General features: G+C 49.0%; 24 protein-coding genes. 3 read left to right on the forward strand and 21 right to left on the reverse strand.

Translation table 11 applies throughout. The annotated features are described in order from the left end of the window. The first annotated feature begins 2 nt into the window (after positions 1–2). Positions 3–1,214 (forward strand): L-serine ammonia-lyase, encoded by a 1,212-nt coding sequence (locus tag H1A11_RS10170; RefSeq protein WP_117966895.1) that lies wholly within the window; start codon positions 3–5, stop codon positions 1,212–1,214. 68 nt (positions 1,215–1,282) lie between these two features. Here the strand turns inward: H1A11_RS10170 and H1A11_RS10175 are convergent, their stop codons facing one another. The 12 genes from H1A11_RS10175 to H1A11_RS10225 all read right to left on the reverse strand — a co-directional run bounded on the left by H1A11_RS10175 (position 1,283) and on the right by H1A11_RS10225 (position 9,315). Further along, entirely contained in the window at positions 1,283–1,786 is a 504-nt protein-coding gene (locus H1A11_RS10175) for a PepSY-like domain-containing protein (RefSeq protein WP_005831695.1), read from the reverse strand. Positions 1,787–1,822: 36 nt separating this feature from the next. Continuing rightward, on the reverse strand, positions 1,823–2,263 hold the full coding sequence (locus H1A11_RS10180) for a PepSY-like domain-containing protein (protein WP_181757168.1): 441 nt from the start codon (positions 2,261–2,263) through the stop codon (positions 1,823–1,825). Between the two features lie 92 nt (positions 2,264–2,355). Beyond that, positions 2,356–3,645, reverse strand: coding sequence for a HAMP domain-containing sensor histidine kinase (locus H1A11_RS10185; RefSeq protein ID WP_005831698.1), 1,290 nt, complete (start codon positions 3,643–3,645; stop codon positions 2,356–2,358). After that, entirely contained in the window at positions 3,642–4,319 is a 678-nt protein-coding gene (locus H1A11_RS10190) for a response regulator transcription factor (protein ID WP_005832639.1), read from the reverse strand. Before H1A11_RS10190 ends, H1A11_RS10185 begins: the two co-directional genes overlap by 4 nt. A 49-nt stretch (positions 4,320–4,368) precedes the next feature. Continuing rightward, complete coding sequence (locus H1A11_RS10195; RefSeq protein WP_005831701.1) at positions 4,369–4,917, reverse strand: DUF4738 domain-containing protein; 549 nt, start codon at positions 4,915–4,917, stop codon at positions 4,369–4,371. A 60-nt stretch (positions 4,918–4,977) separates the two neighbouring features. After that, the gene (locus H1A11_RS10200) at positions 4,978–5,427 is read right to left on the reverse strand and encodes a DUF4890 domain-containing protein (RefSeq protein WP_005832642.1); all 450 of its coding nucleotides are present in this window, start codon (positions 5,425–5,427) and stop codon (positions 4,978–4,980) included. A 136-nt stretch (positions 5,428–5,563) separates the two neighbouring features. Beyond that, positions 5,564–5,791 carry a DUF4248 domain-containing protein gene (locus H1A11_RS10205; RefSeq protein ID WP_005831704.1) on the reverse strand — a complete coding sequence of 76 codons (228 nt, stop codon included), beginning with the start codon at positions 5,789–5,791 and terminating at the stop codon, positions 5,564–5,566. Positions 5,792–5,917: 126 nt separating this feature from the next. Continuing rightward, positions 5,918–6,397 (reverse strand): HU family DNA-binding protein, encoded by a 480-nt coding sequence (locus H1A11_RS10210; RefSeq protein WP_009038158.1) that lies wholly within the window; start codon positions 6,395–6,397, stop codon positions 5,918–5,920. Between the two features lie 290 nt (positions 6,398–6,687). Continuing rightward, entirely contained in the window at positions 6,688–7,569 is an 882-nt protein-coding gene (locus tag H1A11_RS10215) for a formylglycine-generating enzyme family protein (RefSeq protein ID WP_370528659.1), read from the reverse strand. 217 nt (positions 7,570–7,786) lie between these two features. After that, positions 7,787–8,491 (reverse strand): 4Fe-4S dicluster domain-containing protein, encoded by a 705-nt coding sequence (locus tag H1A11_RS19120; RefSeq protein WP_255461432.1) that lies wholly within the window; start codon positions 8,489–8,491, stop codon positions 7,787–7,789. Further along, a complete protein-coding gene (locus H1A11_RS10220) occupies positions 8,424–8,735 on the reverse strand; it encodes a helix-turn-helix domain-containing protein (protein WP_117976735.1) in 312 nt (103 codons plus the stop codon). Before H1A11_RS10220 ends, H1A11_RS19120 begins: the two co-directional genes overlap by 68 nt. Next, positions 8,695–9,315, reverse strand: coding sequence for a DsbA family protein (locus H1A11_RS10225; protein WP_005832650.1), 621 nt, complete (start codon positions 9,313–9,315; stop codon positions 8,695–8,697). Before H1A11_RS10225 ends, H1A11_RS10220 begins: the two co-directional genes overlap by 41 nt. A gap of 293 nt (positions 9,316–9,608) precedes the next feature. On the opposite strand from H1A11_RS10225, the gene H1A11_RS10230 reads away from it, so the two are divergent. Further along, positions 9,609–11,117, forward strand: coding sequence for a DUF3843 family protein (locus H1A11_RS10230; RefSeq protein WP_181757169.1), 1,509 nt, complete (start codon positions 9,609–9,611; stop codon positions 11,115–11,117). A 50-nt stretch (positions 11,118–11,167) separates the two neighbouring features. Here the strand turns inward: H1A11_RS10230 and H1A11_RS10235 are convergent, their stop codons facing one another. Both H1A11_RS10235 and H1A11_RS10240 read right to left on the reverse strand, forming a co-directional pair. After that, positions 11,168–11,854, reverse strand: a complete 687-nt coding sequence (locus tag H1A11_RS10235) for a TrkA family potassium uptake protein (protein WP_117966878.1) — start codon at positions 11,852–11,854, stop codon at positions 11,168–11,170. 5 nt (positions 11,855–11,859) lie between these two features. Beyond that, on the reverse strand, positions 11,860–13,689 hold the full coding sequence (locus tag H1A11_RS10240) for a TrkH family potassium uptake protein (protein WP_181757170.1): 1,830 nt from the start codon (positions 13,687–13,689) through the stop codon (positions 11,860–11,862). Between the two features lie 133 nt (positions 13,690–13,822). On the opposite strand from H1A11_RS10240, the gene H1A11_RS10245 reads away from it, so the two are divergent. Then, the gene (locus tag H1A11_RS10245) at positions 13,823–15,190 is read left to right on the forward strand and encodes a TrpB-like pyridoxal phosphate-dependent enzyme (RefSeq protein ID WP_117600403.1); all 1,368 of its coding nucleotides are present in this window, start codon (positions 13,823–13,825) and stop codon (positions 15,188–15,190) included. Here the strand turns inward: H1A11_RS10245 and H1A11_RS10250 are convergent. The 7 genes from H1A11_RS10250 to H1A11_RS10280 all read right to left on the reverse strand — a co-directional run bounded on the left by H1A11_RS10250 (position 15,187) and on the right by H1A11_RS10280 (position 22,688). Beyond that, a complete protein-coding gene (locus tag H1A11_RS10250; RefSeq protein WP_181757171.1) occupies positions 15,187–16,785 on the reverse strand; it encodes a ClC family H(+)/Cl(-) exchange transporter in 1,599 nt (532 codons plus the stop codon). The two genes, H1A11_RS10245 and H1A11_RS10250, sit on opposite strands and share 4 nt — an antisense overlap. 72 nt (positions 16,786–16,857) lie before the next feature. After that, the gene (locus H1A11_RS10255; RefSeq protein ID WP_005832662.1) at positions 16,858–17,034 is read right to left on the reverse strand and encodes a DUF4250 domain-containing protein; all 177 of its coding nucleotides are present in this window, start codon (positions 17,032–17,034) and stop codon (positions 16,858–16,860) included. Between the two features lie 119 nt (positions 17,035–17,153). Next, positions 17,154–18,707, reverse strand: a complete 1,554-nt coding sequence (locus H1A11_RS10260) for a carboxypeptidase-like regulatory domain-containing protein (RefSeq protein ID WP_181757172.1) — start codon at positions 18,705–18,707, stop codon at positions 17,154–17,156. Further along, a complete protein-coding gene (locus tag H1A11_RS10265; RefSeq protein ID WP_181757173.1) occupies positions 18,704–19,564 on the reverse strand; it encodes a FecR family protein in 861 nt (286 codons plus the stop codon). Before H1A11_RS10265 ends, H1A11_RS10260 begins: the two co-directional genes overlap by 4 nt. After that, positions 19,561–20,112: an RNA polymerase sigma-70 factor gene (locus H1A11_RS10270; RefSeq protein WP_009038152.1), complete on the reverse strand. Its 552-nt coding sequence runs from the start codon at positions 20,110–20,112 to the stop codon at positions 19,561–19,563. Before H1A11_RS10270 ends, H1A11_RS10265 begins: the two co-directional genes overlap by 4 nt. Before the next feature lie 51 nt (positions 20,113–20,163). Beyond that, the gene (locus tag H1A11_RS10275) at positions 20,164–21,426 is read right to left on the reverse strand and encodes a carboxypeptidase-like regulatory domain-containing protein (RefSeq protein ID WP_005831737.1); all 1,263 of its coding nucleotides are present in this window, start codon (positions 21,424–21,426) and stop codon (positions 20,164–20,166) included. 233 nt (positions 21,427–21,659) lie between these two features. Beyond that, positions 21,660–22,688: an iron ABC transporter permease gene (locus H1A11_RS10280; protein ID WP_016272786.1), complete on the reverse strand. Its 1,029-nt coding sequence runs from the start codon at positions 22,686–22,688 to the stop codon at positions 21,660–21,662. Between the last annotated feature and the right edge of the window lie 52 nt (positions 22,689–22,740).

The following is a 22,740-nucleotide window of genomic DNA, read 5'->3' on the forward strand; positions in this document are numbered from 1 at the left end:
ATATGAAATCAATCAAAGAACTCTACCGCATCGGTACCGGTCCATCCAGCAGCCACACTATGGGGCCGCGCAAGGCAGCTCAGATATTCCTGGAAAGGCATCCCGAAGCAGCCGCATTCCAAGTAACCCTGTACGGAAGCCTCGCCGCTACCGGCAAGGGACACATGACCAATGTTGCCATCACCGAGACACTGCAACCCGCAGCACCGGTAGAAATAATCTGGGAACCCAAAATATTCCTGCCCTTCCATCCCAACGGCATGAAATTCGTCTCTTTGGACAGCGAAGGCAAGGAGACCGACCAATGGACCGTATTCAGTGTCGGAGGCGGTGCCCTGGCAGAAGAGAATGACGGAGCATCATCCGTAAACACTCCGGATGTATACAAAATGAACAGTATGACCGAAATACTACAATGGTGTGAACGTACCGGAAAAAGTTACTGGGAGTACGTCAAGGAATGCGAGGAAAGCGACATTTGGGATTACCTGCAGGAGGTATGGAAAACCATGCAGGCTGCCGTAAAACGGGGATTGGATAGTGAAGGAGTCCTGCCTGGCCCTCTGAATCTGCGCCGAAAGGCTTCTACCTATTATATACGTGCCAGTGGCTACAAGGCTTCCCTCCAGTCGCGCGGACTGGTATTTGCCTATGCCTTGGCAGTAAGTGAAGAAAATGCGTCAGGTGGGGTCATTGTCACTGCACCTACCTGCGGTTCGTGTGGCATTGTACCGGCAGTGCTCTATCATCTGCAAAAAAGCCGGGAATTCAGCGACACACGCATACTCCGTGCCCTTGCCACAGCCGGACTGATAGGAAACATCGTGAAGACCAACGCTTCTATTTCGGGAGCGGAAGCCGGATGCCAGGCAGAGGTAGGTGTAGCATGTTCCATGGCATCAGCCGCAGCCAACCAATTGTTTGGAGGCAGTCCGGCACAAATAGAATATGCCGCCGAAATGGGATTGGAGCATCATTTGGGTATGACCTGCGACCCGGTTTGCGGACTGGTACAAATCCCGTGCATCGAACGTAATGCCTACGCCGCCGCACGCGCCTTGGATGCCAACCTTTACTCCTCCTTCACCGACGGCATGCACCGCGTGTCATTCGACAAAGTGGTGGAAGTCATGAAAGAAACCGGAAACGACCTGCCCTCCCTCTACAAAGAAACCAGCGAAGGAGGACTGGCGAAGGATTATAAGCCAATGTAGTTAGAGATTAGGGATAAAGGATTAAGGGGTCAATATGATTGCCCCCCTAATTCTTTATCCCCTCATCCCTAATCAAGTTTTACCGGCCAATGCGTATCATCCCTATTACCGCTCACATCTTTTGTCTGCAGCAGGCCGCCTTCTTCCGAATAGAACAATTGATACTCTGCATTTCCCTTTTCAACTTCAATGACAAACTGCATAGGCACTACCGGATACTCCAAAAGAACAATCTCCTCTATCTTCCAGCCGGCATACTCACTGGCGCTGAAAGAGGTCTGTACTGTTCCCGGAAGATTATTCCAAAGCAATTCGGTTTCCGTCAGTTGCCATTCCGCCTGATTATTGAACCATACATCCTTTTCCTGCCCATCCACTTTACAATCTGCAACGAAATAGCCCCCTTTCTGTTCCCATTCCACATGGATTGCGGAAGGGTATTTGGACTTCAATGCTTGTGACATTGCTTCGGGCACTTTGACATCATCCTTGTCGTCATCATCACTGCATGCACCAAGTGCCAAGGCGGCGATGAACATCATCGCCAACATTTGAATCTTCATTCTCATCATTTCTCTATAAGGTTTAAGTTAATAGCTACCGGAGAATCAGTCGTCCATGCTGACGAACTTTCCCTTTTTGTTGAACTTCAAAGAGTAGTCATTACCCAGTTCAATTTCCACGCCGGTACGTCCGCGTTCGATTTTAGTAATAATCTCTCTCGGGAAGTTAGCCTTCACATACTCCTTTACCGGAAACGGAATCAATGCTTCGGGAACAGCGGACTTCTTGCAATCCACTTCCAACCAATTTCCTTTCTTGTCGAAGTCTATTTCCGTACGGTCTGTCAACAGCACTTCATATTTTTTAGTCTGCAATATTTCACTTTCAATCTTGATGTGTGAAATGTGCGGTTTCGAGAAATACTGGTTGATAAAATTGCGTGCCGTCAGCGGAAGCTGCTTGGTATCCTGAGTGATGACATCACCGGCAAAGGCAAACTGAACAGCTACAAGAGCCAACACAAGAATAGACAATACTTTCTTCATAATCGTTATTTTTTAATGTTACTAATAAATTTCATATTATTCACATTGCAAATAACGGTAGAGAATTAGGAAAGATTTAGGAATAACCGCAGTTAACAGTAAATTTTACTTTCTTTAACCAGACGAAAGGTATGCATACCGTCCTGCCATTCATACGTGAGCTTCAATGAAGACGACAACGCAATGGAACGCGCTATGGCAAGCCCCAGTCCGGTGGAGTCCTTCTTGCCATCCATGCCATGATAGAAACGCCGGAACAACTTCTCTCCATCCAAAGGGGCATCCCCCGTATTCCTGATGACCAGAGAAGCGGGAGTAGTAAACACCTGCAACTCTCCCCCTTCCCTATTGTGCAGCAACGAGTTCTTCACAAGATTGGAAACCAGTATTTGCGCCAGCGAATGGTTGCAACGGATGATAAAAGGCTGCTCCTCCCGTTTTCGTATCAGTCTCACCTGCTTATGTTCATAGATATCCATCAGGTCGGGCAAGAGTTCATCCAATATCTCATCCACCGAGACATCCTCCATCTCGGTATACTGCCCGTTCTCTATACGGGAAAGCAACAGCAGGGACTTGTTCAGTTTTACGGCACGCCCCAGCGTGGCATATATCTCGTCCAGCTGCTCCATTTGCTGTTCCGTCATCCCTTCACTCTCAGCCAGCAGTTCCACTTTTCCCCTCACGATGGCAAGCGGTGTCTGCAACTCATGCGAGGCATTCTCGATGAACTGCTTCTGCTCCTCGTATGCCTTGTAGCTGCGGTTGCCCATATCCAATGCAGCATCGCTCAGCTGGCGGAACTCCCGTATCTTCGTCGGGTTGTCCAATGGAGGCACCTCCTTGCCGGGCTGAATGCAGTGCAGCCAGTCAAGCAACCTATGTAACGGACGGAACACTCCCTTCAGCACCAACTGGATGCCGATGGAAGTACAGATGAGAAACAACAGGAACAGCGCTCCCAGATACCAAAGCATAGCCTCCACCATGTCATCCCGCTCCAAAATGGAAATCATCAGTTTCAACTCATAATATTGCCCGTCGGGCATACGGAAAGCGGTACACATGACACGTACCGGTTCGTCTTCATCCTCCAGTTCGATATAAACCGTAGCATCATAGAACACTTGTCTGTAATGCCGCCCTTCCTCTTCGGATATAGGGGTGAACTTATAGAAAGACATCAACGAGCCTTCCGTTTCGAGTATCGAGGGGTCGTGAAGCGCACTCTCCATCAATATCTCACCGTAATTCTCCAACGTATCGTCCGTCTCATCCACCACCTCGTCAATGATTGCGTAATAGAACAACACACCCCACACTGCCATCAACAGAAACAGCAGCAATGCAAGTTTGCGGTAGGTGTAGCTCAGCAGCTTCATAGTTCGGAGAGTTTGTAGCCGAATCCATAGACAGCCTTTAATTCTATGGTAGCCTCAGCTTGTTTCAATTTCTTACGCAGATTCTTCACTTGCGAGTAGATAAAATCCAACGAATCCGCCTGGTCTATATTGTCTCCCCACACCGACTCGGCAAGGCTCATTTTATTGATGACCCGGCCGGGGTTGACTACAAAATAATAGAGCAGGTCGAACTCCTTGCGGTTCAGCTGCAAGGGTTTTCCGTTTATCTCTACCTGCCGTTTGTCGGGGTAGAGCAAAAGATTTCCAAGGGTGACGGTCACATCTCCCTTCGCCTGCCGCCGACGTATCAATGACTTGACACGTGCATTGAGTTCTGCCAGATGGAAAGGCTTTGTAAGGTAATCGTCGGCTCCCAGTTCCAGCCCGTCCACCTTGTCGTCCAGCGAGTCTTTGGCCGAGATAATAAGCACACTGTCACTGCGATGCAGCCGTTTCAGCTCACGCAGCAAGTCCAGACCGCTCCCGCCAGGCAACATGATATCCAGCAGAATGCAGTCGTAATCGTAGTCATTGATTTTATCCAATGCCGAAAAATAGTCGGCAGCGGTCTCTACAACAAACTTTTCTTTCAAGAGCGAAGTGCGGATGGTTTCCCGCAAATCTTGCTCATCTTCTACAATCAGGATTTTCATACCGGCAAAGATGGTCTATAAAACTGGAAACAATCTGGAAAACTATCCACTAATCAATGCTGTCTGTCTGATAATCCTCCATCAGTTCTTCTTTTGCCATGGAGATTTTCCCGTCAGCCGTAATGGTCAGTCTGATGGGAACATAAAGGTCGGATTGCGGATAGCAGACGCTGGCCGCGTATATGATTCCTTGCGGAGTGGTCTTGTCATAGACCAGCCCCTCAAGAATAGAGTACTTCATGAACTTGGCATCCACCAACGAAGCAAAATTATCTTTGGTGAACACTTTATCCACCACCTGCTTCCCGCCGCACGTGATGCGCAAGGTGATACGGTTATCCACAAATTTCTCCCCCTGCTCGTTTTTCACTATCGGCAGAGATTCATCCGGCCGGCGCACTACAGAAGACTGATACTCTTTTCCCTTATACGTAAAGGATGTTTTTACATCAGACACCTGCATGCGCTGTGGGCCGGCAATTTCTGTACTATCCTGCATCAATACCTGCGTACCGTCTTTCTTATTCTTGTCTTGCGACGAACAAGCAGTGAAGAAGATGACCGATGCACACACTAAAATATAGACTATATTCTTCATCGTTCTGTTTTTTAGTAGTTGACCGGACAAAAATAGTACAAATTGAATGCAATAGAAAATTTATTTTCTTTTAGATTCCATTTTTGCTTTTCTATCCTGCACTTTCTTGCTGTATGCAGCATATTGTTCTTCCGTCATAATCTTCCGGAGTTGTGAATCATAAGCAATACGGGCAGTCTTCATCTCTTCACGCTTCTTTTCCATCTCCGCTTTTTTCTGCGCGCGTTGCTCATCCGTCAATTGATGGCGCTTGCCATCTCTCTTATGATGCTTGTGTGCTTTGGCACGATGCATCGGCATATCTCCCATTTTCTCAACCAATGCTAGATTTGCCTCCAGCAGTTGTTGTTTCTGCGTATCGTTCAAGGAGTACTCTTTCACCATCCGTTCCGTCATGCGCTCGGCACGGACTTTCGGTTCGGGCATTTTATCACTGTGGCGGGCATGTTGTGCCATTGCCATGCCACCCATCAGGAAGGCGGCCATCCATATCAGAACTATTCTTTTCATCATTTTTCTCTTTTTTTAATTAATACCTTATGTTAGTTATACCTATTGTGTTGCAACGTATCTATGACAAAAACAAAAGCAGGAAGTTTAACCGCAACTTCCCGCTTTAACATAATAAATGAGGTTGAAAAGAATATTAAGGTTCGTCCAAATACTGTACGATAAGGCTCACCTGCTTCGGCATGAATGTCCGTGTCCTTACATTGTAGCCGGTATGCGCCAAGGCTTCATACAGCTCGTGATTCCGTTTTATCCACCGCGTCAGGGTGCGGATGGCGCAACGTGCAGTAGCATTGGGGCAATAGAGGCATGCCAAATCTTTCTTTTTATAAGTCGTGATACGAAAGCCATTTTCTGTTTCCATAGCAGTTTGTCTGATTTTTAAATGATTGATGTAAAGATACGATATTCAAAAGGCGAAGTCAAGTATTTCAAGGAGAATATGAACCTTTTTCTGAGAAAGTTCATATTCTCCTTATTTACAGAATGTTTATCCTAACGGATTTTCTCCCTGGTCGCCATCGGAACCGCCGCCATCCGGATTTGGTTTGGAGCTACCCCCACCAGAAACGGTGCCGTTGCCCGACCAATCCATCTTCTCTACACTGGCACGGGTCAGCATATCCTTAAAGTAGAAGCCCGGAGTGAAGATAATCTTGCGGCGATAAATCGTGCTTGCCTTCACATCTTCCAGCTTGTCCTGGCTCTTGGCGTTGATGCCGGGACGGAAACAGCCGAACTCACCCAGCTGTACCGAAAATCCCTTGTTGATATCCATATTCAAGGTGTCGATCAATCCGTCCAGCACCAGCTTCACCACACCGCGAGGCGCCATGCCTATCTTGGAAACCTCGTCGCATAAATCCTTAAAACCTACCACACCCAAAGTTTTCATCTGCGCCACGTACTTTTCCGTTTTTGTCTCGTCAAAACCGAATACTCTCTTTTTTACTTCATAATTCAAAGCCATAGTTTTTTAATTTTAAGTTGATTAATAAAAGTCGGTCTTGTTCGCTCGTCAGTCTGCAAAACCAGTTTCTTTGTGACCACGATGCAAAGATACAACGGGCAGAAAACGGGGTGGTGCTTTAACGGAGGTTTAAGGAGGTTTTCGTAGGATAAAAAAGGATATTGGAGGAGGAGAAAGGAGCTGATAAACAAGGAGTAAAAAAACTTTGAGAAATATTATCGGAGATGCTTCTTTCATTCAGTTTATCAGCTCTAACTTTACCTTTATGGCTGGGGGGTATACTTGATGGATTATTTTTCTTCAGAGACTTGTGCAGGGCTGATGCCAAGAGCTATACGGAAACCGCCATATTCATCACGATACGTTCCCATATCGTAATCAATGTAGGACACACGGCACCCTTTGGCTGTTCCTCCCCAACTTCCACCACGCAGTACATGGCGGAAATAGAGATGTGTCCCCTCAAAAGGCCAGCCCGAATGGACGGACTTGCCATTTTGTTCGTATTCCTTGGTATATAAATCCTCACACCACTCCCACACATTTCCACTCATGTCGTATAGTCCCAATTCATTTGGCTGCTTCATACCAACCGGATGCGTAGTGCCTTTATCTCCGGATTTGTTTTTCTGATAATTGTCAATATACCAGGCAACCTTGTCTATATGATGGCTGCCACTATACTTATATCCTTTGCTCTGCCTGCCGCCACGGGCAGCATATTCCCATTCCACCTCGGTGGGCAGACGAAAAGGTTGCTTCGTGAGGATACTCAATTTGGTGACAAATACCTGTGCATCGTTCCAACTTACACCTTCCACCGGACAATCATCGCATCCGGTATTAAAGGAAGGGTTGTGTTCGCTACCGATTACGGCATTCCACAATCTTTGAGTCACTTCATATTTTCCTATATAGAAAGAATCCACTTTCTCTTCATGTACCGGTTTTTCATTCTCTTCGCAATCCTTTCCCTGCTCCTTTGTACCTCCCATCATGAAGGTTCCGCCTTCCACCAGAACCATTTCAAAGTTTTCACCGTTTACGGTAAAAGTTTTGGTCAGATTTGGTTCTTGTTCGGATTTGTCGGGGGTACATGCCATTGCACAACTCAGCACAAAAGCAAGCATCAGATTGTTTATTCCGTTGATATTTAAAAAAAAATTCCGCATAAGCCTTTATCTCTAACTTTAGTAAACTGCTTATTACTATCTTTAATGGATATTCTATCACAACTCAAATATACGGAAATTATTTTTAAAATTTATTCCGATACTGAAAAATCATTTCAGATGCTCCCTGTCTAAATACTACAATATACCTCATTAGCAAAACATGTGCCTGATATGTACCCGTTTACCGGATTAAACTTAAATTCCCGGTTCCCTATTAACAATTCTCTTTTTCCGCATAGACGCCAATCCCCATATAACACAAATCCAAATAGACAGCATAAAAAAGTTCAGGTTCTTTTCTCTCTGAATTTGCGCTTGCAAACTCCAAACTCTTTTTTCCGAAAAACGGATAGTGGTAGTTTCGTGAACCGACAGGACATAGGGCAATGTACCTTCCACATGAAATACATTGACTTTCATCTGTCTTTATAGGGTTCTCCGACGCAATGGCATGTGTCGGGCACTCCTCGACACATTTTTTACAATCAATGCATGTGTCGTCCCCCGTAGGATAAAGCGGAACTTGCAGTATATCCCGATAAAGTCTGCTGCCCCTAATATTTATATCCGGTATCGCACTCGTATCCGTAATGCCCGATAGAAGCTGCCATGACTTGCAACCGAAATCATCGACTATACGGTTGTCTTCCATATCGGAACGTTCGGATGCGACATTTCTGAATACTGAGTGTCGGGCAATGAATGCGGCGGCAGACACGATTCTAAACCCGTTGGCAGTCAGCAAATCTTTAAGCTCGACAAGCATATCTTCATAATCTCTGTTCCCATAGGAGCAAACGATAATGGCAGGAGAACCGTCTCCCTTAACTCGTAAAAGCTGTTGTGAAGCTCTATTTTCTTGAATCCGGCTTTCGTCCAATCCTGCAAATATCTCTTCGACGGATTGGTTCGCGGCCATATTCAACGTATGGTAAATTTCTTCTCCATGTTCTGTAAGCTTTTACGAACTCCATACGATTGTCGTTCGTTGCCTTCTCCCTATATATGTATTCTTTCGCCTCCAGCTTTTTCAATATGCGGGATAACAGCCCTTTATCCATATTGAGCTCACGGGATATGTCCTTTGCATTTCGATTCGGATGCAAATACACATCTTGAATTTTACCTCTTTCTGGCATACACCACACTCGGCCCCATCCCATGCCTCATCAGTACCCCTTCTTCTATAAACCTATTCAAATCGACAACCGCCTGCTTATAACTACGTCCTGCCAGCCGTGCATACTGGGAACGATTGATGCAGGGATATTGCTGCAAATACTCATCCAGCAACTGCCAGCGCTGCTCCACGCCCAACGCCTCATCGGCAGACGAAGCAGGCGCCGATGCCGATTGCGGACAACGCTCCAACTGCATCTTTCCTTTTAAATCTTTATAGAACTCCCTGCCCAGACGGAAATTCAAACCGCGCAAAGCGATGGAAGCGGCACGAAGCTCTTTCTTGTCCGTCGCCTGGCGGGTACAACTCAAAGAGGGGGTGAAGTAACCCAGTTCGCCCAGCTCCACCGTCCAGCCATTGGCAAGGCAGTCGCGCAACTCGTCCATAAAGCCTGCCATCGCTCCTTCCAGCAGGCTGCGGCTGAGACCGGTGAAAAGATGTACACGCTCGATAAATTCCTTGCGGTCGATGGTGCCCTTGGGGACAAAGCGGGCATAAAGGGATTGTTGCTCGCCGGTCTGGCGGACGTCGGGTTTCTCGAAAAGGTCGTAATACGCACTCATATATATTCTGTTTTTAAATGGTTCTGTAATTCCGTTTTTTCTTCTTCCCTGGCATTAAGGAGAAGAAATGCTATTCTTTAATCGTTCCACCATGGAGAAAATATCATTCCACCACGGAAGAAAAATCGTTCCACCATGGTGGAACGATTTTTCCCACACGATGGAACGATTTAATAGTAGCATACAAATATACTAATCGAAAGGAGGGAAAGCAAAAAAATTCCCATAAAAAACATATCTTTACGCCGGAAATGAAACATATAAAACACACACACCAAACTCACTTTAGAGTCATGAAGAAAATATATCCCAAAGAATGGTTGGAACTGCATCCTTACAAGCAGACAAACAGCGTTGACCAGTACTACGTCGGCATTGCAAACGAAATCCACAAAAGACTTTATTCTTCAACGATAGCCGACGCCTTCGAAGAAGAGGAAAACATACGCTATACAAGCCTCTGCCTCGCCGCATGGTTTGAGGACGTCATCTCCCAGACCGGCATCTGGCAGGCATTCACTGCCGAGTGCCGGAAGCGATACGGAAGCTATCTGCCCTTCTACCCCATCAAAGGCGATTATTTTCCGGATGAAATCAATCTGGAGGACATACGCTTTCTGCTTTGGCACCATATACAATATCTATGCCGGGGAATAAGCGCCATCAACCCCGAGAATCCCGGAATAGAGCAGACTGCACAAAAGATATACGGACTGCTTGCAGAGGAATACGAAACCGCTCCCGAAAATGAAAGGATGCAGGAATTTCTATACCACTCTGCCATGGAAGAAGAAGACTTCTTCCGCTACCGGGAGATACTGGATTGGTTTCACTACCAATGCTACTTCAACATCGAAAATGTCGCCCAATACCGGGACGAAGCTGAACGGTTGCTGGATGATGAAAAGATTACTCCCGAAATGGCAGAGACCCTCATATATGCCACACGCACCTCACTGACGTTCAAAGGGCGCCGCAACCTGCTGTCGCTGACCTCACCGGAATGGCTGGCTCTCATCGGAAAAGCCCATCCCGAACATCAGCTTTGGGGCAAGGTGAAGGCACGGGAAAACAGTTGCTATCTGCTGGAGAAAGAAGACGGCGAGCATCTGTATGTCAGAGATTTGTGTAGTGAAGACAAAGGCGAATTCAAGATAACCAAGAAGTCCTTGAACCTCTCAGCTATCCGTAGCAGAGAAGTAGGGAAAAGCACCCTTATCTGCGAACTGATTTATTTTGGCAATGCATGGTGGCAGTGCGGCATGCTTCTCGAAAACAAGTACGACCAGAAAATAGCGGAATATGTGGACGACTTGACGAAACAGAAAGAAAAAACGAATGAAAAGGCTACATTCCATGATTTCATAAAAGCATCCGGCGGGAAATCTTTTGTATTCTGCCAATCGCAAGAGGAAATCTCTGATTTTCTGCTGAACAAGATGGGATACGGCTTGAAAGAAGACCTGAACATACCACGCATACATACAGAAACCGGAGCCATGCTGATGGCCAACCCGCACACCGGCCTACATATCCAATTCAAGCTGTGCGAATGCATCAAATCTCCGGACAACCCCAATTATAATAAGGAGGAAGCAGAGAAAAACGCCATTATGTTCATCGTCAACCCAGACATTATCCCCTACCAATTGAGTTGCATCCTGCAAGACGAAGGCATGCTTCCGGATGCTTATCTGAACAGTTTGCAAGGAAAAGAATACGGGCAAGAGTTCATACGCAAGAATGCACACTTCCTGACTGATTATTTCCATTATCGGTGTCGGGAGAAAGACTTTGATTAGTTGAAAATGGGGGTGAATACCACTTTTGACACATTTCCAACTACCAATTATCATAGTGCTTTCCAGAACTTCTGAAAATCCTTATACCGTCCGTAGCACACTAACTGGTCGCCGGCTTGTATCTGGTCATTTTCCGGCAGTTCGTTCAATACATTGTGTTCCACATACGAGATGCCCAGGCAATTCTTCAAAGTCTCGGCACGTTTCAAGGCGAGCATCTTCAGGCCAAACTCCTTATCGAGATTCAATTCGTTGGCATAATAGCCAATGAACTTGTCCGGAACAGTGAACTTGACTACATAATAATCCGGTGCCACGCGGAAGGTCTCCATATCGGCACCGAATTCCAGCAACCGTACCAGTCCGCGTGCGGCATCCTCCTCGGGAGTAAGAATGCGTTCCAGCTCAAAGGCCTCGAGCACGGAACGGTGGACAGCGTCAATGGCGCGGGCATAGATATGCTGCACCTTCTTCTGCTTCAGCAAAGCCACTACACGGATGGATGCACCGAAATTCTCGCCGATGGCAACAATCACCACATCCACACTGTTCAGCGGCAACACGGACAGCGCTTGCTCGTCCGTCGCATCGATGACAAAGGCTGTAGCAATCTTTTCCTTCAGACTATCTACCCGACCAGCGCTCACGTCCGCACCTATCACTTCGTGTCCCAATGCAGAAAGCTCTTCTGCCAGCACGTGACCATAATTCCCTAAACCGATAATAATATACTTCATCTTATTTAATTGATTATAATCTGACCACTCGGATACTGATACTTCGTATGCTTCTTCTGCTTGATGATGCCAAGCATCAGCGTAATCAGTCCCACACGCCCCACAAACATCAGCAGTGCCACCAGCAGCTTGCTGTCGTCTCCCAACTGCGGGGTAAGGTTCAAACTGGACCCCACCGTGCTCAATGCCGACACACACTCGAAGGTAATGGCCAAAAGCGACGCACCCGGCTCCAGAATGCTGATGATGAAAATAAACAGCAACAAGACGCCGAACGACATCACCACCGTGGCATTGGAACGACGAATGGAATCGTGTGACAGCTCACGACCAAACACCTCTACCCGTTCCGTGCCGCGCAACACAGCCACCAGATTCAGCACCACTACCGCAAAGGCATTTACCTTGATACCGCCTGCCGTAGACTGGGAACCACCTCCCACCCACATCAGAAACAGATAAATGAGCAATGTCTGTACCCCCAAGCCGGCCAAGTCCACACTGGTAAAGCCTGCCGTACGGGGACACGTGGCATTGAAAAACGCCTGCGTCCACTTGTCTGCCACCGACATGCCGGCAAAAGCGGCATTCCACTCAAAGACAGCAATGCCCACCGTGCCCAGCACCAACAGCAGGAAGGTGACTATCAGTACAATCTTTGTATTCAGGTTGTACAGATGGTAAAAACGCTTGCCATCCCAATGCCACGTACGCAGGAAGTGCCACAGACGACGCAGATGGTAAAGAATAATATCCTTGAAATTCACCAGGATGGGGAAACCGATCCCCCCCAAAATGATCAGCAGAGATATATAGATGAAGAACGGATTGTGCCCCGTCATCACCAACGGATTGCCCAGATTTCCGGGCAACGTGGAGAATCCCGCATTGCAGAAAGCGGAAATGGCATGAAAAGCGGAAAAAGCCAGCTCTTCCTGAAGGTCCATCCCCATCGTCCCGTGGATGTCTCCCCAGATGGCAAGCATCCCTATTCCTTCAATCACCAGCGTAAAGGCCAGAATATAGACCAGGGTGGAGAGCAGGGAATTCAAGGAATTGGAACTCACCATGTCGCGCACCACTAACTGATTGTACAACGAGGTATTACCCATGAAGAACATGGCAAAAAAGCTCGTCAGTGTCATCACTCCCAGACCGCCTATCTGAATCAGCAGAATGATTACCACAAAACCGGTCGGGGTAAAAGTGGACGCCACATCGACAGACGTCAGCCCCGTGACGCACACCGCACTGGTGGATATGAATAGCGAGTCGACCCACGATATGCCGTTCACCGTGCAGCGCGGCAACATCAACAACCCCGTGCCTATCATTATGATTATCAGAAAGCTGGCAGCCAAAATAAGCGAAGGGTTCGTACGCCGCCCCAGCAACCGTACCAGCCCGTTGGAAAGGCTGAAAAAGGAAAACACCAGCAGCAGGACAAGGTGATAGGCCTTGCCATGCAGAAATTCCCAGAACTGCAAGATGGCGCCCTCCTCCTCCGGACGATGGAAAATGACCGGAATAAGGGTCAGATAGAGCAGAATGGTCAGTATCCAAGTGAGCTTACTGAACGTGCGACGGGTATCCTTGTATTCCAGCAAAATGCGCAGAGTGACGTCTGCCAGAAAAACAATCCACACCCCATGATACAAGCGCTGGAGCTGATGCGCCTCGACCTCTGAAATCGTAAAGCCATGCTCATAGACCACGCCGACAATCAGCAGGATGGAGGCCAAATAAGTGATGGAAGTCATTACTCCCACTGTCATCCGTACGTAAGGGTGAATCCATTTATTTTGATACAAAAGGAATTTATGATAAATCTTCATAAATGCATCGATTAATGAAACGCGGCAAACTTAGACAAATATACCTTGATATACAAAAAACAAAAGGAAAAAGAAATTGGTTCAAAAATAATAGCTACATTTGGGCATTGAATTATTAATAATTTTAACCACTATGAGCAACAAAAAGAAAAGATTCATTCTCCCGGAAGAGGAAATTCCACAATACTGGTATAACATACAAGCCGATATGGTGAACAAGCCCATGCCACCGCTTCACCCCGGCACCAAGCAACCGCTGAAAGCAGAAGACTTGTATCCTATCTTTGCCGAGGAACTCTGCCGCCAGGAATTGAATCAGACCGACGCGTGGATTGAAATCCCCGAAGAGGTCCGCGAAATGTACAAATACTACCGCAGCACTCCGCTGGTGCGCGCTTATGGATTGGAGAAAGCACTCGGCACACCGGCACATATCTACTTCAAGAACGAGAGCGTCAGCCCGATGGGCTCGCACAAGCTGAACTCCGCCATCCCGCAGGCGTACTATTGCAAGCAGGAAGGAGTGACCAACGTGACCACCGAGACCGGTGCCGGACAATGGGGAGCTTCCCTGGCATATGCCGCCCGCCTTTTCGGGCTGGAAGCTGCTGTCTATCAAGTGAAAATCAGTTACGAGCAGAAACCCTACCGCCGCAGCATCATGCAGACATTCGGTGCGCAGGTTACCCCGTCTCCCTCCATGTCTACCCGCGCCGGAAAAGATATACTGACCGCCCACCCCAACTATCAGGGCTCGCTGGGAACAGCCATTTCCGAAGCCATAGAGCTGGCACAGACCACTCCCAACTGCAAATATACCCTCGGCTCCGTATTGAGCCACGTGGCCCTGCACCAGACCGTCATCGGACTGGAAGCCGAAAAGCAGATGGAAATGGCAGGTGAATATCCCGATACCGTCATCGCCTGCTTCGGAGGAGGTTCCAACTTTGGCGGTATCGCTTTCCCCTTCATGCGCCACAACATCCTCGAAGGAAAGAAAACACGCTTTGTCGCTGCCGAGCCCGCCTCATGTCCGAAGCTGACACGCGGCAAATTCCAATACGACTTCGGAGACGAGGCTGGATACACTCCGTTGCTGCCCATGTTTACACTGGGACACAACTTTGCCCCTGCCAATATCCATGCCGGCGGCCTACGCTATCACGGTGCAGGTGTCATCGTATCACAACTGCTGAAGGACGGTTATATGGAAGCGGTGGACATCAAGCAGCTCGAATCATTCGACGCCGGTTGTCTGTTTGCGCAAGCAGAGGGCATCATCCCCGCCCCCGAGTCCTGCCATGCCATTGCCGCCACCATCCGCGAAGCGAACAAATGCAAGGAAACGGGTGAAGAGAAGGTGATTCTGTTCAACCTTTCCGGTCACGGACTTATCGACATGGCATCCTACGACAAGTATTTGTCCGGCGATTTAGTGAATTACGAGCTGACGGATGCCGACATCCAGAAGAATCTGGACGAGATAGGCAATCTGGCTTAATAGATATTCGCCATACTGACAAGCGGTTCATAGAGTTTCTCTATGTCCTGCGAGTCCATCTCAATCTGTACCTGGTCCCCCGGAATCAAACGAGTTCCTGCGGGGACCAGATTTTTTCCATCCCGATGTACATTGATAATGACGCAACGCTCCGGCAGGGAAAGTTCGTCCACCAGTTTCCCGTCCAGATAAGAGTCCGTCATAATCTCCACCGAAAGCGTATAGCGCTTCTCCTCCTTAAAATAGGGAGCATGAATCATATCTTCATAGAGGGAGACATTGGAAGGCTTCATTTGCAGTAGTTCCGTAAAATAGTAAGTCAGCCCGCCTACCACCACCGAAGGGTAAAAGACCTCAAAATGCCCCGTAATCTCCGTAATCAGCACAATGGCCGTGAGCGGTGTACGGACCACGGCCACCAGAAAAGCCGACATGGAAACAAGCATGATATAACTGACATTCTCTTGCCCGATGACACCGTACCTCACTCCCACCAGCCCGACAATCTGTCCCAACAGCCCTCCCGTAACCAGCGTCGGAATGAAACTGCCGCCCGGCAATCCGGAAGAGACAGAGAAAACGGAAAAGACGAAATGCAGCAACATGACAGCCGTCACCCACATAATCTGCGTACTGCCGTTCTGCGCCTGGGCCAGCAGAAACTGCTCCCCGCCTCCGGTCAGATTGACCTGCATCAGCGAAATGATGTAGGCCACCAGCACCAGATAGAACATCTTGACATACGCCGGAGAACTGACTTTGGCATACACATGCCTGAAAGCATTCACGGTGGAGGAGTAGAACTTCCCGCATACGGAGACAATCACCGCCAATATCAAGAAATACTTCATCTGGACAAAGAAGGCGAAAACCGGTTCCGTTACTTCTATCAGATGGTAAGGATTCACGGGAAAGACCATGCTTGCCACGGCTCCTGCCACAACACCCGCCAGCAAGGTAGTGATGGCCGTCTTAGGGGCATCGAAGCGTTCAATGGATTCTATTACAATGAGCGAGGAAGCCAGTGGCGCTGCAAAAGCCGCAGCGAGCCCTGCTCCCGCCCCGGCTGCCAGCAACTGTTTCCGTTCGCCTTTCAGGATATGAGTCCAACGGGATACCAGGCTACCCACATAGGAGCCTATCTGCACGGAAGGCCCTTCGCGCCCCAAAGACAGCCCCGCCGAGAAGGACAGAATGCCCCCTGCAAACTTGGATACCATCTCGATGAAAGGATGCCGGTAAGTGATGCGCCCGTTAATCACGCCGCGTGTCTGCGGAATACCTCCCCCGCCGATAAGCGGCATTTTCCCCACGAGCCACATGACGAAGACGAGAATGCCCCAAGAAAACAGAAAGAGTGGAATGTGCCAGTACCAGGCCGGATGCGAAGCGAAGAAACCACTGCGGAGGTGGAACAGATAATAGAGAAGATAGTGATAGGGCACAGCGACCAGTCCCGTCAGCAAACCGACGAACATGCTGACGAAATACAGCCGGGCATCCACCAGCTTCAACTTCCAGATGTGCCAGCCGCGTACTGTTTTCCAGTTCTTAACCCTCGTCCAAAGACGTTCTGCCTTATCCCATAGTTTCATAACAAAACAACTCCCGTTAACTTGCGCTTTACAACAACAAGCAACGGGAGTTGTTTTATACAGAAACATTATTTACCAAAATCTGTTCTTTGCAGGATTATACTCAAATCCCACGAGCTTCAATTTTCGTACAATGTCCTCTTTCTCTACGTTCATATCCTCACAGAGCGCGTCCAACGAAGGATAGAAATCACGCAGTTTCATGTTGATGAAGCTGTACAGCATCACCGGGTCCTCAGGTAATCTCATAGTTACAATCTTTAAATTTAAACTAATACCAGGGGCAAAATTACAATAAAAAAACAAAATAGAGATAATTTTAGTGTAGAATATACAATCTAACCACCGCAAACGATTGAGGGCCATGTTTACGGAGCTTCCGTCTGCTCTATCTTCAGGGAGACCTTCTCGATAATCTTTCCAAGCTCCTCTTCCAGCGGAATCACATTGAAGTCGCCCCAGAAATCGGCGTCATACTTGAAGTCGGTTTCAGAGAAGACGGTATGCACCGGCAACCGTTCCGCACGCGGGAAGCGCGTCACGTTCTCCCCGTCAATCCGGCAGGTCACCATCTCGAACCAGGTATACAGAGTGGGATTACTGAAGAGCATGCGTTTTCTCTTCATCTTGAAGTAAAGGTCGCCACGGATGTGGTGGACATAATAGGCACCGTTCCAGGGTTTGTATGAGACGGTATAGACAAGTTTCTCCGTTGTCAGCCTGATTTTCGGAGCCTGGCGTATCACGAAAAGCCGTGTGGCGGCCTTCACATACCGGGGATGAATCTCGAAGCGGGCACGCAGCAAGGCGCTGTTCTCCGAGTCTATATAGAGTTCTCCGCAGAACAAAGGCTCCTTTACCCCACGTTTCTGCTCAAAATAGACGACGTTGGCAGTACGGTCGTCCACCGATACGATGTCGCCCGAAGTATAGGTATAAAGTTCCTCGCCGGATTCCAGCAAGAGGAAGTCTGGAAGATTCTTCATGATGTCCAACTGCAGACATGCTTCCACCCCGGAGCTGATTTTGGCAAGCACACTGTCCGTCTGCTCCCGGTTATCTATCTTGCTCATCTTGAGCAGTTTCACCTGGTCTTTCTGTCCGGGTTCCATCGTCGGTGATTTGTAGACCTTGAAAACGGCCTCCGTCAGGCTCTGGAACTTATTCTTCAATTGTACGCCTTCCCGGTAGAAGGTGGTCAGATAGACCGGAGAAGTGGAGCAGTTCCTATCCCGGTGCTCTATCATCTCGCGAAGCAGCTTTTTAGGCTCCACCAGGCGGATAAGCACTTCTTGTAAGGAAATGACTTTCGGCTCAAGGCTCAGAACATTGCTGCGTCCTTCCAAAGCAGAGGCTTCCACCGTTTGCCCCACATAACCCAGATGGGAGAAGAAGAGCATGCAGCGCCTCAACGAGTCGGGCAGGTTGAGCCGGAATTCACCGTTCTGGTTGGTAATGTTACCCAGTGAGGTTCCTTGTGCGATGACCGACGCACTGACGACGGGCTCTCCCGTCTCCTTGTCCAGCAGGATTCCGGCAATGGTGGAATACGCCGGTCGGGGCGGCAGGAGTACCGTTTCTTCCATACTCTTCCTTTCTGCCGCCCGTGTTATCAATATATGGTTGCCTAATACCTTCAATTCGAGGTTCCGGCTGCCGGTTATCCTATGAATAGCCTGCCTCACGGAACACTCCTGCTTCTTGACCCTCACCACTGAGTCGTTATGGATGACCTTACTATCATAGATAAACAGATAGCCGGACTGCTCCGAGACTTTCCCCAACAGCGCATAAACCGTTCCCTTCATTCCGGGCAGCCGGACGATGCGGTCCAGCACATCGCCTCCGTCCGCTCTTGCACTGCCCGCCAGGAAGAAAATGAAGAGTGAAAAATGGAGAATGAAGCATTTCATTGAATTCATTGTTCCGACAATATCAGTCTATTGCCCTGACGTGTACACTTCAAGTCGAACGTCCAGCATATCAGCTCGGCCACAGACTCCGGGGAGTTATTCGAAAATTCGACCGTTAGCCGCCGTTTGCCCAGGGTTGGCGATGCGGCTTCTATCTGCCAGCCGGCAGACTCCTTATTGATGGCACGCAACACATCCTCCAGGCACTCGTCCTTGAAACGGATGTTGCTGGTGTAACGGTCAAAGAGCTCCGGATTCTCCGTCTCGCTGACGAGCAGACTGCCCCCCTGCAAGATAACCGTTTCTCCCGCCTCTACAAAGACCGTCTGTTCCTCTTGTTTCAGCAGCACCTTCACCTTCCCGCGCTTCACGGACAAGCTGAAGGGGGCCCCTTCATTGCTCCTGACATTGAAAGCCGTGCCCAGCACCTCCACACGCACCCTCGCCGTCTCAATCGTAAAAGCCTGCTCGGGTTTCTTTGCCACATCGAAGAAGGCTTCACCCTGCAGGTTCACTTCCCGCTTGTCTTCCGCAAAATGTTCGGGATACTTCAGCGTGCTTTCCTGCGCCAGATATACCACCGAACCGTCTTCAAGGGTCTTGACCAGTGTGGGCTTCTCCCGGTTTTCCTCCGTCAGCAAGCTACGACTGTCCCCACCTTGTTCCGGTACGGCCCACCATGCGGCAAAACATACGATTCCGGCAATCACGGCTGCCGCAACGCTCCCCCACTTGAGGTAAAGCCTGTGGTGCGTTGCCGGAGCGTGTTCCGCATCTGCCGGCAGCAGGCAGTCCGTTTCGAAGCGGGCATAAAGCCGTACCCATGCCTCGTCGGTCCTTGTCTTCTTTTTATCTACTTCCATCATTGTGTCCGGATATAATTATCAATTTCGTTTCGTAAGGTTCGGAGTACCTTGGTCATTTCCGCTTCCACCGTCTTGACGGACAACGAAAGCGACAAGGCAATCTCTGCATATTTCTTCCCCTCCATGCGGTGCATCCTGAAAATCTGCTGCCGGCGCCGGGGCTGCTTGTCGAGCGTATGCCGGATGAGGGTCTGGAGTTCCTCGTATTCCAAATGTGCGTGGGGGTCGGACGAATAGCCCGGCCCGGACTCCGTACGGACAGATGCCCGATAACGCTCCTTGACCTCCTGATGCTCACAAAACTGCACGGCTTCATTCCTCACAGAACGGTAGAGATAGCTCTTCACGGACTGGAATACTTGTAACCGCTCCCGGTTCTTCCACAGCACGTAGAACAGCTCCTCCACAATTTCCTCGGCAGACGCCGTATCACCCGTGATGCCCGCAGCATACCAGCAAAGAGGGGAATAATACCGGCGGAAGATTCCTTCGAACGCCTTTATATCGCCCTCCTTTATTCTGGCCAGTATCATCAGTTCGTCCAGCATACACGGTGTTTTTTCTCGGTTGCTCCAAATATAAGGAAAACTATCAGATAATCAATTGGATTGTTTCCGCAATTTATTGACTGCATTCTCCAGGGATTCCGTAGGTTCTATGATATTGTAGTTCCTCCAGAAGTCTTCGTTCCAATACTCATCCACCAGGTCGTAGAATACCTGCTTCCGTTTGAAGGTGTTCTTGTTGGAGATGCCGGAGAGAGGGCTTTCCGTCCTGTCGGTCACCACCATTTCGGAGAAAGCGGTGTAGCTGGAGGAGAACAGTCTTTTTTTCCAGTCGCATTTAAAGCGGATGACATTCCGTATATAGTTCAAGTAAGTCTTGGTCCCCTGCTGCTTGTAGGTCACCAGATAGGCGACTTCCTGCGGGCGGAACCGCAAGCCGACGGGCTTCTTATGCAGAATGGCCTCCACTGCCTTCACCCGGTTTGCCATGTCCAGGCCAAACTCGGCACGTGTAAAGGAGAGCCGTTCGTAGTCTATATACAGTTTCCCGATGAACAAGGCATACATCAGGCTGACCCGCGGACGGAAGCTGACTACATACTGCATGCGGTTATCCAGATTGACGGGGTCCTCCATACGGAATTCATAATAGTCCAGATTGTCCGTGCTCAACAGTGCATCGCCATTCTTCACAATGTCCAGATAAAGGGACAAATTGGGGCCTCCCACCACTTTCACAGCCAGCGTGTCACTCTGCTTTTGGCTCAGCAGGCGGCGGCCTTTCAGCAGCTGCACCTTGTCGCGGTCCACATCGCGGGAGTTATAATCCGTCTTATAGACATCCATCACTGCCTCGGACACGCTGATATAGCGGCGGCGCTTCTGCACGGTTTCCCGATAGAAGGCGGTCAGCATGTTGTCATTGCCAGAATAGTTTACTGGAATTTTCTTGATGGCCTCTTCCACTATGACGCGGGGATTATTGCCATAGACCACAATCTCGCTCAAAAGATTGGGAGCCGGTATCATCCAGATGGTCAGCCCGCCCGTTTTTTCAAGTTCTTCCAGAGAGAGGTGTGTAGTGAGATAGCCGATATGGGAGACTTCCAGTCCACGGAAAGCTTCCGCTTCCGCTACTTTCAAGGAGAATGTGCCGTCGGCATTGGTCACCGTTCCGATATTGTTGCCGACAACAGAGACGTTCACGTTTTCGAGTTTCTTCCTGCTGTCCTTATTCTTGACCGTACCGGTGATGACGAGCTCGTTCACTGCCGCGTCCTGCGCCATCAACGGGGTGATACCCGAAGATAAGAATGCAAACAAACACCCAAGTGTAAATCCTACAAAGTTTTTCATAAGGCATGTTTTTAAGGGGTTTCTATTAATAAGAGCGGTGAGAAAGATAAAACCCTATGGAATGGAGAGAAAAACACCAAAAAAGTAGTACGTTGATAATCAGAGAGAAATTTTGCCAAGACATTGCCATAGGTTTGGCAAAACTTTGCCATGCCTATGGCAAAAGTTTGCCAACGCGGTGGCAAAGTCTTGCCAATAGTAAGGCAAAACCTTGTCAAACTGTTGGCAATAGCTTAGTTGAATTGTTGGGGCTTCCGCTGGCTCAGAATAACGTAGATGATGACCGGCGCACCGATAATGGGCGTGACGGCATTCAAGGGGATAATACCCGCTTCGCCGGGCAAGACGCAAATCAAGTTGCAAAGCAGTGCCACTGCACCGCCACTCAAGATGGTGACCGGCAATAGGGAATTGTGATTGGCTGTCCCCAATATCATGCGGGCCACATGCGGCACGGCCAGGCCGATAAAGGCGACCGGACCACAGAAGGCGGTGGTGACAGCCGTCAAGAGCCCGGTGATAATCAAAAGCCAGTTGCGCACACGGCGGATATTTACACCTAGATTTTCGGCATAGCGCTCTCCCAGCAACAAAGCGTTCAAGGGCTTTATCAACAATAATGAGCCGAACAGTCCCACAATGGTGACCAGCGCAAAGGCCGGCATCTGCTGTAGGGAAACTCCACCGAAGTTGCCCAGCCCCCATATCATATAGGACTGCACCCCCTCTGCCGTAGCAAAGAAGTTCAGCAGGGCAATGGCCGAAGAAGCGATGTAGCCTATCATGATACCCGTTATCAGCAGCATGACATTGCTCTTTATCAGCGTGGAAAAGAAAAGGATAAGTGCCATAATCAGCATGGCTCCGATAAATGCGCCAAGCAGTACGGAGAAGAAGCCGGACAGACTGAACACCCCTGCCGTGATGCTGCCGCCAAACAGCAGCATGACGAAGGCCACTCCCAGACTTGCCCCGGCGTTGATGCCCAGAATGGATGGTCCTGCCAGCGGATTCTTGAAAGCCGTCTGCAACATCAGTCCGCAGACAGCCAATGCGCCACCGCAAAGCAGCGCCGTCAGCGCTTGGGGCAAACGGGATTCCCAAAGGATGAAGCTCCAGCTTGCCTTCTCCCCCTCTCCACCGAGCAGGATACGGAAAACATCGGCAGGCGGAATCGAAACCGACCCCACCAGCAGATTGCCCGCAAAAAGCAATAAGATTACTACTCCCAGCCCGATACCATATTTCCAGCCTTTACTCATAGTTACATTATTTAGCACACAGAGACACGGAGGCACAGAGTTTTCTATTACT

Source organism: Bacteroides sp. CACC 737 (assembly GCF_013874375.1).
Classification (GTDB): Bacteria; Bacteroidota; Bacteroidia; order Bacteroidales; family Bacteroidaceae; genus Bacteroides; species Bacteroides uniformis.

Excerpts from the sequence above, each read along its gene's own strand:
- H1A11_RS10240 (WP_181757170.1), bottom strand. The coding sequence starts at position 13,689 with ATGAAGATTTATCATAAATTCCTTTTGTATCAAAATAAATGGATTCAC.
- H1A11_RS10225 (WP_005832650.1), bottom strand. The coding sequence starts at position 9,315 with ATGAGTGCGTATTACGACCTTTTCGAGAAACCCGACGTCCGCCAGACC.
- H1A11_RS10220 (WP_117976735.1), bottom strand. The coding sequence starts at position 8,735 with ATGGGATGGGGCCGAGTGTGGTGTATGCCAGAAAGAGGTAAAATTCAA.
- H1A11_RS10215 (WP_370528659.1), bottom strand. The coding sequence starts at position 7,569 with ATGCGGAATTTTTTTTTAAATATCAACGGAATAAACAATCTGATGCTT.
- H1A11_RS10175 (WP_005831695.1), bottom strand. The coding sequence starts at position 1,786 with ATGATGAGAATGAAGATTCAAATGTTGGCGATGATGTTCATCGCCGCC.
- H1A11_RS10205 (WP_005831704.1), bottom strand. The coding sequence starts at position 5,791 with ATGGAAACAGAAAATGGCTTTCGTATCACGACTTATAAAAAGAAAGAT.
- H1A11_RS10170 (WP_117966895.1), top strand. The coding sequence starts at position 3 with ATGAAATCAATCAAAGAACTCTACCGCATCGGTACCGGTCCATCCAGC.
- H1A11_RS10190 (WP_005832639.1), bottom strand. The coding sequence starts at position 4,319 with ATGAAAATCCTGATTGTAGAAGATGAGCAAGATTTGCGGGAAACCATC.
- H1A11_RS10200 (WP_005832642.1), bottom strand. The coding sequence starts at position 5,427 with ATGAAAAGAATAGTTCTGATATGGATGGCCGCCTTCCTGATGGGTGGC.
- H1A11_RS10210 (WP_009038158.1), bottom strand. The coding sequence starts at position 6,397 with ATGGCTTTGAATTATGAAGTAAAAAAGAGAGTATTCGGTTTTGACGAG.
- H1A11_RS10270 (WP_009038152.1), bottom strand. The coding sequence starts at position 20,112 with ATGCTGGACGAACTGATGATACTGGCCAGAATAAAGGAGGGCGATATA.
- H1A11_RS10250 (WP_181757171.1), bottom strand. The coding sequence starts at position 16,785 with ATGAAACTATGGGATAAGGCAGAACGTCTTTGGACGAGGGTTAAGAAC.
- H1A11_RS10265 (WP_181757173.1), bottom strand. The coding sequence starts at position 19,564 with ATGATGGAAGTAGATAAAAAGAAGACAAGGACCGACGAGGCATGGGTA.
- H1A11_RS10230 (WP_181757169.1), top strand. The coding sequence starts at position 9,609 with ATGAAGAAAATATATCCCAAAGAATGGTTGGAACTGCATCCTTACAAG.
- H1A11_RS10195 (WP_005831701.1), bottom strand. The coding sequence starts at position 4,917 with ATGAAGAATATAGTCTATATTTTAGTGTGTGCATCGGTCATCTTCTTC.
- H1A11_RS10275 (WP_005831737.1), bottom strand. The coding sequence starts at position 21,426 with ATGAAAAACTTTGTAGGATTTACACTTGGGTGTTTGTTTGCATTCTTA.
- H1A11_RS10280 (WP_016272786.1), bottom strand. The coding sequence starts at position 22,688 with ATGAGTAAAGGCTGGAAATATGGTATCGGGCTGGGAGTAGTAATCTTA.
- H1A11_RS19120 (WP_255461432.1), bottom strand. The coding sequence starts at position 8,491 with ATGGCCGCGAACCAATCCGTCGAAGAGATATTTGCAGGATTGGACGAA.
- H1A11_RS10255 (WP_005832662.1), bottom strand. The coding sequence starts at position 17,034 with ATGAGATTACCTGAGGACCCGGTGATGCTGTACAGCTTCATCAACATG.
- H1A11_RS10245 (WP_117600403.1), top strand. The coding sequence starts at position 13,823 with ATGAGCAACAAAAAGAAAAGATTCATTCTCCCGGAAGAGGAAATTCCA.
- H1A11_RS10235 (WP_117966878.1), bottom strand. The coding sequence starts at position 11,854 with ATGAAGTATATTATTATCGGTTTAGGGAATTATGGTCACGTGCTGGCA.
- H1A11_RS10260 (WP_181757172.1), bottom strand. The coding sequence starts at position 18,707 with ATGAATTCAATGAAATGCTTCATTCTCCATTTTTCACTCTTCATTTTC.
- H1A11_RS10185 (WP_005831698.1), bottom strand. The coding sequence starts at position 3,645 with ATGAAGCTGCTGAGCTACACCTACCGCAAACTTGCATTGCTGCTGTTT.
- H1A11_RS10180 (WP_181757168.1), bottom strand. The coding sequence starts at position 2,263 with ATGAAGAAAGTATTGTCTATTCTTGTGTTGGCTCTTGTAGCTGTTCAG.